Origin of the sequence: Bacillus sp. FJAT-47783, assembly GCF_022808615.1 — a bacterium.
GTDB lineage: Bacteria > Bacillota > Bacilli > Bacillales > Aeribacillaceae > Bacillus_BZ.
On the sequence record NZ_JAKZKS010000006.1, the window covers coordinates 78,483 to 91,051 of the forward strand.

General features: G+C 39.2%; 11 protein-coding genes, 1 riboswitch and 1 other annotated feature. All 11 genes read right to left on the minus strand.

What is annotated here, in order from left to right; all coding sequences use genetic code 11:
• Positions 1–3: 3 nt before the first annotated feature.
• The 11 genes from MLD65_RS06595 to MLD65_RS06645 all read right to left on the minus strand — a co-directional run bounded on the left by MLD65_RS06595 (position 4) and on the right by MLD65_RS06645 (position 12,554).
• Positions 4–840 (minus strand): sirohydrochlorin chelatase, encoded by an 837-nt coding sequence (locus MLD65_RS06595; RefSeq protein WP_243291092.1) that lies wholly within the window; start codon positions 838–840, stop codon positions 4–6.
• A 15-nt stretch (positions 841–855) separates the two neighbouring features.
• Positions 856–2,439 (minus strand): precorrin-3B C(17)-methyltransferase, encoded by a 1,584-nt coding sequence (gene cobJ, locus MLD65_RS06600; RefSeq protein ID WP_243291093.1) that lies wholly within the window; start codon positions 2,437–2,439, stop codon positions 856–858.
• Between the two features lie 13 nt (positions 2,440–2,452).
• Positions 2,453–2,830 carry a (2Fe-2S) ferredoxin domain-containing protein gene (locus MLD65_RS06605; RefSeq protein WP_243291094.1) on the minus strand — a complete coding sequence of 126 codons (378 nt, stop codon included), beginning with the start codon at positions 2,828–2,830 and terminating at the stop codon, positions 2,453–2,455.
• Between the two features lie 143 nt (positions 2,831–2,973).
• Positions 2,974–3,170: riboswitch (cobalamin riboswitch) on the minus strand.
• 324 nt (positions 3,171–3,494) lie between these two features.
• Positions 3,495–3,680 (minus strand): sporulation protein Cse60, encoded by a 186-nt coding sequence (locus tag MLD65_RS06610; RefSeq protein ID WP_243291095.1) that lies wholly within the window; start codon positions 3,678–3,680, stop codon positions 3,495–3,497.
• Between the two features lie 3 nt (positions 3,681–3,683).
• The gene (locus MLD65_RS06615; protein ID WP_243291096.1) at positions 3,684–3,920 is read right to left on the minus strand and encodes a DUF2553 family protein; all 237 of its coding nucleotides are present in this window, start codon (positions 3,918–3,920) and stop codon (positions 3,684–3,686) included.
• Positions 3,921–4,218: 298 nt separating this feature from the next.
• Positions 4,219–4,539, minus strand: a complete 321-nt coding sequence (locus MLD65_RS06620) for a rhodanese-like domain-containing protein (RefSeq protein WP_243291097.1) — start codon at positions 4,537–4,539, stop codon at positions 4,219–4,221.
• A gap of 112 nt (positions 4,540–4,651) precedes the next feature.
• Complete coding sequence (gene leuS, locus MLD65_RS06625) at positions 4,652–7,063, minus strand: leucine--tRNA ligase (RefSeq protein ID WP_243291098.1); 2,412 nt, start codon at positions 7,061–7,063, stop codon at positions 4,652–4,654.
• 118 nt (positions 7,064–7,181) lie between these two features.
• Positions 7,182–7,414: a binding site (T-box leader), on the minus strand.
• 98 nt (positions 7,415–7,512) lie between these two features.
• On the minus strand, positions 7,513–8,289 hold the full coding sequence (locus MLD65_RS06630; protein ID WP_243291099.1) for a 3-hydroxybutyrate dehydrogenase: 777 nt from the start codon (positions 8,287–8,289) through the stop codon (positions 7,513–7,515).
• A 30-nt stretch (positions 8,290–8,319) separates the two neighbouring features.
• Entirely contained in the window at positions 8,320–9,639 is a 1,320-nt protein-coding gene (locus MLD65_RS06635; protein ID WP_243291100.1) for a GntP family permease, read from the minus strand.
• A 197-nt stretch (positions 9,640–9,836) separates the two neighbouring features.
• Positions 9,837–11,207, minus strand: coding sequence for a sigma-54 interaction domain-containing protein (locus MLD65_RS06640; RefSeq protein WP_243291101.1), 1,371 nt, complete (start codon positions 11,205–11,207; stop codon positions 9,837–9,839).
• 156 nt (positions 11,208–11,363) lie between these two features.
• Entirely contained in the window at positions 11,364–12,554 is a 1,191-nt protein-coding gene (locus MLD65_RS06645) for an MDR family MFS transporter (RefSeq protein WP_243291102.1), read from the minus strand.
• Positions 12,555–12,569 lie beyond the last annotated feature (15 nt).

The following is a 12,569-nucleotide window of genomic DNA, read 5'->3' on the forward strand; positions in this document are numbered from 1 at the left end:
CTTTTAATGATGATGGTGGTGATGATGTGCTTCAAGATGCTCGGTTAGCTCTCGTCGGTATTGACACGTATCACAGTTCATCGAAACGGGTCCTTGTAACGCTTCTTCAGCCCGCTCGAGCAATATATCCTCTAATAATGGATGGAAGCCGAAATAATGCGTTAATGAAAATTCCGTGTCAGCATATGTTTGTTTAAAGTTTTCCGCATAGTCGTGAAGGCGTTTAATTAATATTCCAGTAAACAAGAAGTAAGGGACGATAATGATTTTCTTCGCACCTAATTTAATTGCTCGTTCGACTCCTTCTTGTATTAATGGGGAAGTCACACCCATAAATGCTGTCTCCACAATCGGATAGTTCAATTTTTCCCATAACATTCTGGATAATTTATATAAATCACTATTGGCATCAGGATCACTGCCACCTCTTCCAAGCAGGATAATCGCTGTATCTAAATGTTCCTTTTGAACATCTTCACCAATTTCTTTTAATCGCTCTTGACAAATTTCCAATGTTAAAGGATGTACTCCAATTGGTTTTCCGTATGTAATGGACACCGAAGGGTATTTTTTATTTGCTTCGTCAATAACCATCGGAATATGAATTTTAGAATGTCCAGCAGGCAAAAGCATGATTGGAATCACCGCTATTTCCTTTGCGCCTTTTTCTACACACGTTCCAATCCCTTGTTGTACATCTGGTGCGACGAATTCGAGAAAGCATGTTTCGATGATAAGACGCTTGTCCATCCGCTCTTTCAGGCGATTGACAACTTGAATGACTTCCTCATTTCCTTCTTGGTCACGACTACCATGCCCGACAAATAGTACGGCTTTCATGTTGGATGTCCTCCTTTAATCTCCACAAGGTAGTGGGGCAATTTCCATTTTCGGGGCAATGTCACGGTAGACAAAGCCTTGCACTTCTTTTACTCGTTTGAAAAATTTGAAAAATCGTTCATTTGGATGACCTTTTTCTTTATATTCATCAACTATTGAACAAACAAGATCGACGAGTTGTTCAGGAGGAATTCCTTCAGCAACTAATTGTCCTGGGTGTGCCGTACGCCCGACCGGCTTTGCCCCAATGAAAAGGTCGAACTTTCCTTTTCGATACACGATCCCAATATCTTCATGGACAGCGCCGTAACAGGCCATTCCACAACCATTAAACCCAATTCTTAACGTTTTCGGTAATTCCATACCACCTATTCGGTTATGTAGTTCTTCTACATACGGAATGGAATCTGATTTTTCTCCATCACAAAAATCACACGCTTTAATCTTTACTACATTTCCTATCGGTAAAAGCATGAGCCCTGTTTCTTCAAGAGGTCGCGTTACAGCTTCAGGCGTTTGTGTTGAAATTTTCACATAAATTTGATGGTGAGGAGTATATTCCATCGTTCCATTTTCGCCGACAACTTCTGCCAACGTTTTGAGTTGTTTCGGTGTGAATTGTTTATTGGCGAGCCCAGGACTTACAGCAAATTCTAAAATACTTTCTTGAAAGTGATGAAATGGTACTTGTTCCACTTCTTCTTGTTTTATTTTACTTAATGCTTCGTTTGCTAATTCTACAAGGTTTGCGATGCTATCTGAGTCCTTTCCGCCATGTAACGCCCAAGGTTCATTTTCTTTTCGTAAGCGTTCATGTGGTTTTAACGGTTGTTCTTCTTTCGTTAACGTATATTTCCGTTGATAGCCTCTCGGCGTAATCATTTTATTATCGTATAAAAAGGTTGTAGAGTTCCCAATGATGACAGTCGTTAACATACCAATTTCATGCTCTAGCATTTCTTCTAATGTTGTTATGACAATGTGTTGACGCTCACGGTATGCACTTTTCACGAGTCCAACAGGTGTTTCTTTCGAACGGTACTTTAACAAAATCTTTTGTGCTTCGACAATTTGCTTCGTACGTTTACCGCTTTTCGGATTGTATAAGGCAATAACAAAGTCAGCCATAGCTGCCGCTTCAATTCTCTTTTCAATGATGGACCACGGTGTTAAGTGATCGCTTAAACTAATCGTACATGCATCATGCATAATTGGTGCGCCGAGTAACGAGGCACATGAGTTGATGGCGGATATGCCAGGGACAATCTCCACTTGTATCCCATCTTTTTCCGTCCATCCTCTTTCAACCAACACTTCGTATACTAACCCACCCATTCCATATACACCTGAGTCGCCGCTAGAAATGACCGCTACTTTTCTCCCTTGTTCCGCTAATTTCACGGCTTTAATCGCACGAGTCACTTCTTCAGACATCCCTGTACTGACAACTTCTTTTCCGACAATGAAATCACGTACTAAGTCAACGTACGTTTTATAGCCGATAATAGAATCACTTTCTTGAATGGCTTCCTTAGCTCGCTTTGTAAAATGTTCCTCACTACCTGGACCGAATCCAATGACAAATAGTTTTCCTGACAATGTGGAAACCTCCTTATTTTGTTACGACTTCTTCTTTTTTCTTGCCGATTGGACGATTATTTTGTAGCTGCATCCCGTCTTCTGTCATCGTATAACTGATTGAACGCTCAATCGGTTCTCCTTTTTGTAAATGCTGAGAGACAATTTCACGGCTTAGCTCCTCTGTCACTCCTTCATACCAAATGCCTTCTGGGTAGACGACAACGACACACGCATCTTGACATCGACCGTTACATCGGGTTCGACTCGTATGAACGACTTCATCGAGTTTACGCTTTGAAATTTCATCGCGAATCGCCAAAGTAACTTCTTCTCCACCTTTTCTCATACAACTACTACCGTTACAAATTAAGACATGGTGCTTCGTTCCATTCAAATTCCATGTTGCCATAATACCTTTCCTCCCAGTCCCCATTTTTAAGACAACAAAAAAACCCTTAACTCCAGGGGGAATTAAGGATTTGAACAAGCTAGGCTTAGCTTAACATAAGTGCATGAAACTTCTTCACTTCCCACCCTTCCCTCCGAAAGATGTAGATTCATTGTTTAAAAGCAGGTTTCCTGGCTTACGCTTCCCTTTACTCTTGTCACCTTCCCGGCACATATGCCAGTGGTCTATGACAATTTCATCAGCGCTTACAGTAGCGGGGGCTGCATCGGATTTGCACCGATTTCCCTATTATCTTAAAATTACCTCTGCAATTTTAAGCACTTTTAAACAGCTATTCAGTTTTATATTTACATATTTTCGAATGTTCCGTAAAATATTCTTATTTTTTCCCTACTTATTCTACTTTAACAAGAATAATCGAATAATAGCAAGAAAAATATTATTTTTTCGAAAAATGTAGACAGGTCGGGTGAAAACCTTGTCACCTTGTACTTCCATGGAAGTATTTAATTGAAAAACAGTTGTTCCAAATACAAAAACTAAAACATCCGAAACGAGACAAAGGAACAATACATCGAAAGATTATGTAATGCCTTGTCCAAAAATTGAAGATCTTTTTTATTTAGTTGAAAGCTTAAAGGGGCACCCCTTTTAAGCTTTCTTGTTATAATTTACGATAAATAATCATTGCTGTGAAACAATAAATTTGTTCCCCTTTTTGGTCGCACGTTGCCGCCACTTTGTATTGGATATCTATAAATTGTTCCTCAGAAAGTGATGATAAAAAGTCATTCACTTCATACTCTAAATCTTTCTCGTGTTCCTCATCAAAAATTGCTACTTGATACATTTATTAACACCACCCTAAATCACAGCCTTCCGCATACGGTTGACCCGTACCTTCGTGACGGAAAAGCCGAAATATTCGTAGATTTTCATAAACGTATCCATCTACTAAATCATATTGCTTTTCCTTTTCTTTTATGACTAGCATACCGATACAATCTTTTCCATTGAATAATAAAATGTCCTCTCCATCTATTTTGATTTGAATCCGTTCTGTCACATCTAATTTGAGGTATTTCGCCATTTACATCCCTCCTTAACATAATGTATTGAGCGTGTAGATTATTTATGATAACGCTTTCGAAATATATGACTATTCGATATCAGATCAATAGCGGTCAAATGGTCCTATTATCTATCATGTTGGTTGCGGATTTCTTTCATGATATGAGGATTTCTTTCACAACTTGAGGGATATTTTCATAGCATGCGGATATTTTTCACGACTTGCGCGAAAATGTGACTAACTTGCGGAAACTTCCTATTATCTGATCATTATAATAAAAAAAGCCGTGCTTTCACACACAGCTTTCCCAATCCTTCTACAATTGAGCTTTTGGAGTACTTTTACCTTTCCATTCAAGCATGCCACCAACCATATTGACGACTTTAAAGCCTTTGTCTTGTAAATACATGCACACATTTTCACTTCTTCTACCGGAACGGCAGATAAAAATGTATTCTTTTTCTTTATCTAATTGGTCCACGTAATTAGGAATTTCCCCCATCGGAACGTGCTTAGCTTCTTGAATCATTCCTTCTTGAACTTCTTCCTCTTCACGGACATCAATTAATTCGAGCTTTTCACCTTTTTCTAGCTTTTCTTGTAATTCAGCGGGGGTAATTTCTTTTATTTCAAGCATGATTTCCACTCCTTTTTTAAGGATATCGTTATTATATCAAATTCTTTAGTTGGACTACTATTAGCAAATGGAAGCCCTCTGAAACGGATTCGTTCAGAGGGCTTTGTTCTTATTAGTTTGCCACAATGTTTACAAGCTTTCTAGGCACGGCAATGACTTTTCGAATCGTCTTGCCTTCAACTTGTTCTTTCACTTTTTCATTTTCAAGCGCAAGCTGCTCCATTTGTTCTTTCGATGCATCTGTTGGGACAAGGAGCTTTGCGCGAACTTTCCCATTCACTTGAACGACAATTTCCACTTCATTGTCGACAAGCTTCGACTCATCAAATGTTGGCCATTGTTCATATGAAATTGTATTAGTGTGGTCAAGCTTTTCCCAAAGCTCTTCACAAATATGTGGTGCAATTGGTGAAAGTAATTTAACAAACCCTTCCATATATTCTTTCGGTAAAACCGTTGCTTTATATGCTTCATTAATAAACACCATCATTTGGGAAATGGCTGTGTTAAATCGTAATTCTTCATAGTCTTCTGTTACTTTTTTCACTGTTTGATGATACACTTTCTCAAGTTCGTCAGAAGGAGCATCTTGAATTTTCGGATTTAATTCTCCTTCATCTTCTACAAATAAGCGCCATACACGATCAAGGAAACGACGAGCACCATCCAGTCCATTCGTTGACCAAGCAATCGATGCATCTAATGGTCCCATAAACATTTCGTATAAGCGCAATGTATCTGCACCATGCGATTCAACAATTTCATCCGGATTGACAACATTTCCTTTCGATTTACTCATTTTTTCATTATTTTCACCGAGTATCATACCTTGGTTAAAGAGCTTTTGGAACGGTTCTTTCGTTGGTACAACACCTAAGTCATATAACACTTTATGCCAGAATCGTGCATAAAGTAAATGAAGGACGGCATGCTCTGCCCCTCCGATATAAATATCAACTGGAAGCCATTTCTTAAGCTTCTCTGGATCGGCTAGTTGCTCATCATTGTGTGGGTCAATATAGCGTAAGTAATACCAGCAACTTCCTGCCCATTGCGGCATCGTGTTTGTTTCCCTGCGACCTTTTTTCCCTGTTTCAGGGTCTACTACATGAACCCAGTCTTCAATATTTGCAAGCGGTGACTCTCCTGTACCAGATGGCTTAATTTCATCTGTTTTAGGAAGCATTAATGGAAGCTCTTCTTCTTTCACAGGCGACATTGTACCGTCTTCCCAATGAATGATTGGAATCGGCTCTCCCCAATAGCGTTGACGGCTGAATAGCCAGTCGCGTAGACGATACGTCACTTTCTTTTCACCTTTTTTATTTGTCTCAAGCCATTGAATCATTGTTTGGATGGCTTCTTCTTTATTTAAACCGTTTAGGAAATCAGAATTGACGTGCTCACCGTCTCCTGTATACGCTTCTTTCGAAATATCTCCACCAGCAACAACTTCTTTAATCGGTAAATCAAACTTTTTCGCAAATTCATAGTCGCGTTCATCATGTGCCGGTACTGCCATGATAGCACCTGTCCCATAGCTCATCAGGACATAGTCGGCAATCCAAATGGGCATTTTTTCACCGCTTACAGGATTGACTGCATAGGCACCTGTAAACACACCTGTTTTATCTTTCGCTAAGTCTGTTCGCTCTAAATCTGTTTTATTTACAACTTGATCAATGTAAGCTTGTACAGCTTCTTTTTGGGCTTCTGTTGTTATTTTTTCGACCAATGAATGTTCTGGCGCTAAAACGGCATACGTAGCACCAAACAGTGTATCGGGGCGAGTCGTAAATACTGTAAATGTCTCGTCAGAACCATCCACTGCAAAATGAACTTCTGCCCCTTCAGAACGGCCAATCCAATTCCGTTGCATTTCTTTAATACTTTCTGGCCAATCAAGCTCTTCTAAATCTTCTAAGAGACGATCAGCATAAGCCGTAATTTTTAATACCCATTGCTTCATCGGGCGGCGTTCTACAGGATGTCCACCACGCTCACTTTTCCCATCAATGACTTCTTCATTTGCTAAAACAGTCCCAAGCGCAGGACACCAGTTCACCGCAACCTCATCGATATAAGCTAACCCTTTTTCATATAACTTTAGAAAAATCCATTGTGTCCATTTGTAATAGTTTGGATCTGTCGTATTCACTTCTCGATCCCAATCATAAGAAAAGCCTAGGGCTTGTATTTGTCGGCGGAAATTATCAATATTTTTCTCCGTAAATTCTGCAGGATCATTTCCTGTATCTAGAGCATATTGTTCAGCAGGTAATCCAAATGCATCCCATCCCATCGGATGAAGTACATTGTACCCTTGCATGCGCTTCATACGAGATAAAATATCAGTCGCTGTATAGCCTTCTGGATGTCCAACGTGAAGTCCTGCTCCAGAAGGATAAGGGAACATATCTAATGCATAAAATTTCGGTTTATCTCCTTCTTCTGTTTTAAACGTTTTGTTTTCTAACCAATATGTTTGCCATTTCTTTTCAATTTCGCGATGATTAAAGCTCATAGTGCTTCCTCCTTCAACATGTTGTTAACAGTATGAACATTTTTTCGATTCACAACATACTCATTTGAAAAGTACAGAATATGTATGATCATAGGAAATAAAAAAACCCCCATCCCAATAAAGGGACGAGAGGATTTCATATCTTCCCGCGGTACCACCCAAATTAGCGCCAAACGCGCCCGCTCTTTTCCGTAACGTGGAATAGACGACAAGGTATTACTCTGATCATTTATAAGTCATTTTACACCTGTAACTCAAAGGGGAGTTCACGAAGGAAAATGATTGACTCACACCAGCCGCCAACTCTCTGAACATTTTCCGTTCACTACTAGTCCTTTTCAACGTTCATCATGTATCGAGTTTTCTATTTATTATTTTAAGAAATTTTCAATAGTAGTGCAAGTTTATGTCGAAAATTACTGTTCAATAAGATTCAAGGGTAACATTCATCATTGAGCCGTATAACCTCCATCAATGACGATAGCCTGGCCTGTAATTCCCTTTGCTTTTTCACTAACTAAGTATACAACGTAATCTGCTATTTCCTCGACAGTTAGCAGTCGTTTTTGTGGGACAAGCGGATAGATCACTTCCTCTAACACTTTCTCAAATGCAACGTTCCTCGTTTCAGCTAAATCTTTTAGTTGATTCCGTACGAGCGGAGTATCGACATACCCGGGACAAAGAGCATTTACCGTCACTCCATGCTCCGCTCCTTCTAAAGCAGCAACCTTCGTTAAACCAATCACACCGTGCTTTGCACTATTGTACGCAGACTTACCTGCAAATCCGACAAGACCATTTATCGAAGCCATATTCAAAACTCTTCCATATCGCTGTTTTTTCATCATTGGCATGACATGTTTCATCAACATAAAAGGTCCAACAAGCATAACTTTTAACAATTGCTCAAACTTTTCTGTTGGAAAATCTTCAATATGAGCGACATGCTGTAATCCAGCATTATTAATTAATATATCAATTTGACCATATTTCTTTGTCGTCGCATCAACTAGTTTTATAATGTCCTGCTCATCCGTTACATTACAACATATAGCGCTTGCATTAAATCCTTGCGAAGTTAGACTAGTCGCTTCCTGTTCGATTTTATCTTCTTGTAGATCAGACAATACAACCTTTGCTCCGGAAAAAGCGAGCATCTTCGCTATTTCAAGCCCAATCCCTTGTGCTGACCCCGTCACAATGGCGACACGATTTTTCACCATCGTAAAAACCTCCTTCTCCTTATCATATTTTTAAATACCTATTCCTAATGAAAAAAGTATGATTGCTAATGCTACACCCATTAAAGGAACAATGACGGTTAACGCTCCAACTGCGTTGTAGGCGTCTTGATGAGTTTCTCCACAAATGGCTCGAACCGTCGTTACAACATAGCCATTGTGAGGAAGGGAATCTAATGCCCCTGAAGAAATGGATACAACACGGTGCAGTGCTTCCGTATTAACACCTAGCTCAACGTAGTGAGGTGCTAAAATTGGTAAGGCGATCGCTTGCCCCCCTGACGCAGAACCTGTTAAACCAGCAATAACACTGACAGCAATAGCTCCTCCAATTAACGGACTTCCTGGGATGCTTGTCATCAGATCAACCGCTGTTTGGAATGCTGGTACAGCTTTGGCGACACCTCCAAACCCAACAACAGCTGCTGTATTCCCAATCGCGATAAGAGCCCCTACCGTACCAGCCGAAACAGCTGTCCAAAATGAATGAAAATATTTTCGATTAACGATATATGTCGCAACAATTCCACCTAATAAAGCGATAATGAGCGCTGATTGCTTTAACGAATTATGAAAAACGAATGAAAATGCTAGTACGACAACAAGTGGGAGCATGGATAAAAGAGGATTCGGCAAGGCACCATTATTCGTTTCGGGATCATCTTCTCTCATTTCAAATGTCTCGCCGCGTTCAACCGCTTTACGGATCATTTTCGTTAACCACCAATAACCGAAAAACATCATAAATAATGCAACAATTATGCTTACTTCCCATCCGGCATACGGGGTTGTTCCTAAATATTCAATTGGAATCCAGTTTTGAATTTCCGGAGAACCAGCAGAAGTCATTGTAAACGTCACAGAACCAAATGCTAATGTCGCTGGGATAAAGCGGCGTGGTAAATTCGCTTGCTTAAATAAGCTAACAGCCATTGGATATACTGAAAACGCAACAACGAATAAACTTACCCCACCGTATGTTAAAACGGCACATGCTGCCACAATCGCCAGTACAGCTCTTTTCATGCCTAACTTATCAACAACCCATTTTGAAACACTATCTGCCGCACCGCTGTCTTCCATGACCTTTCCGAAAATCGCGCCAAGTAAGAACATTAAATACCATGACGCAACAAACCCTGAAAAACCTGCCATGTAATTTCCGACTAAATTTGCCTCCCCTTCTTGAACGAGCTGCGGGAATAAAGGCATTCCGCTGAATAGTGCTACGAATAAGGCACATAAAGGACCTGCCACAAGTAAGTTCATACCACGCATCGTTAAAACAATTAATAAAATGAGACCACCGATTAATCCAACCATACTAAGCAAATTTTTTCTCCTCCTTGTCCAGCCTTTAAATAGTAATAAGCAATAATCATGCCATCCTTTAAAGGAAGATACGACAATAATCTAAAACAATAATTTTTCCAATTTTCTGGACAAAAACCTACACACGGTGATTTCCTCTTTTATCACTTCAACATATAAAAAGTCCACTTTTCCGGAATAAATTCCGGTTATTCGGACTAAATTTCGATTCGGTATTTTTGTACTTTTTCGTATATGGAAGATTTACTAATTTTGAGTGATTTAGCCGCTTTCTTCTTATCCCCATTATGCTTTCGAAGCGCTCGAACTAAAATTCTCTTTTCCAACTCTTCCATCATTTCTTTTAAACTTTTTTCCTCCTCATTCACAACTGCTTCGTGCTTAATATATTCCGGAATGTCAGCCATCGTAATTTCGTCTGTTTTAGTCAAATTGATGGCTGACTCAATCACATTTTCCAATTCACGTATATTTCCATACCATTCATATTGACGAAAAGCTCTCATCACCTCATCTTGTAACCTTGTTACACGCTTTCCTGTTCGAAAAGATAGTTTTTTCATAAAATGATAGACGAGCACATCTAAGTCTTCCATTCTCTCACGTAATGGAGGTATGTAAAGCGGAATGACACTAAGCCGGTAAAATAAATCTTTACGAAATCGATTTTCTTTCATCATCTTTTCTAATGGCTTATTTGTCGCTGTAATAATCCGAACATCAATCGGTATAGCTTTTGTAGAACCGATAGGCTCTACTTCTCTTTCTTGTAATACTCTTAATAGCTTCACCTGCATATGGTGTGGCATGTCACCTATTTCATCTAAAAAGATGGATCCGCCATTTGCTATTAAAAACTTCCCCTTCTTTCCGCCTTTACGCGCACCTGTAAAAGCCCCTTCTTCATACCCGAATAATTCTGACTCCAATAAATGCTCTGGGATCGCACCGCAGTTTACTTTTACAAATGGATTTTCACTTCGTTCACTTAATTGATGGATACTGTGTGCAAACAGCTCTTTCCCTGTTCCACTTTCCCCGCATATTAAAACGGAGCTATCACTAGCCGCAATACTTTTTACACGCTCCTTTAGTTCTTCGATTTTTTCAGAAACTGAGACAATATCATGTAATGAATATCTCGTTCCAGTTCGATGTTGTTTATCGAAAATCGACTTTAGGGCAGCTAAGTGCTGTTTCACATGAGAGTTCATTTCGTTCCACTCTCTCGTATCTCGGAACATAACCGTACCGAATGCACCAACAACTTTTCCTTCCACAAAAATTGGAATGCGATTCGCAATCATGTAATTCCCTTTAATATAATGGAGTTCCGCTATTTCTTCGATTCCCGTATTTAAAACAATATGCATTCTTGTGTTTTCGATCACTTCCGTTACGTGCCTACCTAGACATTCAACACGATCTAAGCCGATAAACGTACAATATTCGTCGTTCATATAGATAATTTTCCCATCTTTGTCGACGATAACAAGCCACGCGAAGGCATTTTCTAAAACCGTTTCAACAATTTCTTTCGCAAATGGTAATTGTTTTTCCATCAACATTTTCTCTTAATCCTCCTTAAAAGCTCATTTTCGAAGACACTTCAAACATGATCAATCACTTTCTTTAATTTAGACGTTTAATAAGGTATCTCCTATTTAACAACAGAAAAAGTGTAAAAAAAAAAAAGAGACTGCTATTCACAGTCCCTAACGAAGTTAGTGGGTTAATGACATTTGTTTATTATTTTTTTGTACGATACTTCGGTCGTATATAATTGCCGTGATTGTTCCAATACATAATAATCCGATCATCGCAACAAACAGCCATCGAATTCCGAAAACATCAACAATGACTCCACCCAATAAAGGTCCAATCATTCTTCCTCCAGTTGCCATACTATTCACAAACCCTTGATAAAAGCCTTCTCGGCCTTTCGGAGCTAGTTTATTAGCAATCGTCGGAACAGCTGGCCAAACGAGCATTTCTCCAATTGTAATAATGATCATTGCTGCCATAAATCCGGTAAACTGGGTAGCATTAGACATCACGATATAAGATAAAATAAACATCATAAATCCGACAAACATTTGCACTTTTAACGATTTTGCTAACCGTTTTATAAAGGCAGATAGCAATGGCTGACCTAACACAATAAGAGCACCGTTTACTGTCCATAATAAACTATATTGATGAAGTCCAATCCCCATTTCTTGTGAATAGGCCGCAAAAGTAGAAGGCCATTGCGAGTAAGTTACCCATGCTAATAAGTAACCAATCGTTAACGTTACTAATGCCATATATTTTTGGCGATTTTTCACATAAGTACGTTGTTTTAATATCGTTGAGTGTACTCCTTTCTCTCCTACTAAATTTCGATAACCAAAATAGCTGATCATAAAAAATACAATATATAATAATGTATTTGCGATAAAAATAAATTCAAATGAAATATTCGCTACGATTCCACCTAAAGCTGATCCGATTGCAACACCACTATTTTGGGCAATATAGATCGCGTTAAAGGCGCGACGTTCTCCTTCAGGCCAAACAGCTCCAGCTAGAGCATACATAGAAGGAAAAACAATTCCTTGCCCAAAACCGATAAGCGTTAAAAGAATAATATAAGCTGGCCAATCGTGAAAAAATACGAGTACAATTAGGGAAGCGAGAGTCGTTATAATACCTGCCATAATGGAACGAAAACCGCCTATTCGATCAAAGAGAATTCCACCTAGCATATTCCCAACGACACTAGCTCCTGAATTGAGCATAAGCACAATCCCAGCCATCGTTAACGACTTCCCAAGATGGTCATGAATATAGATCGTATTTAACGGCCATAAAAAGGATGCACCTGTTACATTAATAGCCATTCCAATGATTAACAACCATAATGAACGTGGCATGTTTCAACCACCTTT

Bases quoted from the DNA above. Each gene is read 5' to 3' on its own strand.
- MLD65_RS06595 (WP_243291092.1), bottom strand. From the start codon at position 840: ATGAAAGCCGTACTATTTGTCGGGCATGGTAGTCGTGACCAAGAAGGA.
- MLD65_RS06605 (WP_243291094.1), bottom strand. From the start codon at position 2,830: ATGGCAACATGGAATTTGAATGGAACGAAGCACCATGTCTTAATTTGT.
- MLD65_RS06610 (WP_243291095.1), bottom strand. From the start codon at position 3,680: ATGTATCAAGTAGCAATTTTTGATGAGGAACACGAGAAAGATTTAGAG.
- MLD65_RS06615 (WP_243291096.1), bottom strand. From the start codon at position 3,920: ATGGCGAAATACCTCAAATTAGATGTGACAGAACGGATTCAAATCAAA.
- MLD65_RS06620 (WP_243291097.1), bottom strand. From the start codon at position 4,539: ATGCTTGAAATAAAAGAAATTACCCCCGCTGAATTACAAGAAAAGCTA.
- leuS (WP_243291098.1), bottom strand. From the start codon at position 7,063: ATGAGCTTTAATCATCGCGAAATTGAAAAGAAATGGCAAACATATTGG.
- MLD65_RS06630 (WP_243291099.1), bottom strand. From the start codon at position 8,289: ATGGTGAAAAATCGTGTCGCCATTGTGACGGGGTCAGCACAAGGGATT.
- MLD65_RS06640 (WP_243291101.1), bottom strand. From the start codon at position 11,207: ATGTTGATGGAAAAACAATTACCATTTGCGAAAGAAATTGTTGAAACG.
- MLD65_RS06645 (WP_243291102.1), bottom strand. From the start codon at position 12,554: ATGCCACGTTCATTATGGTTGTTAATCATTGGAATGGCTATTAATGTA.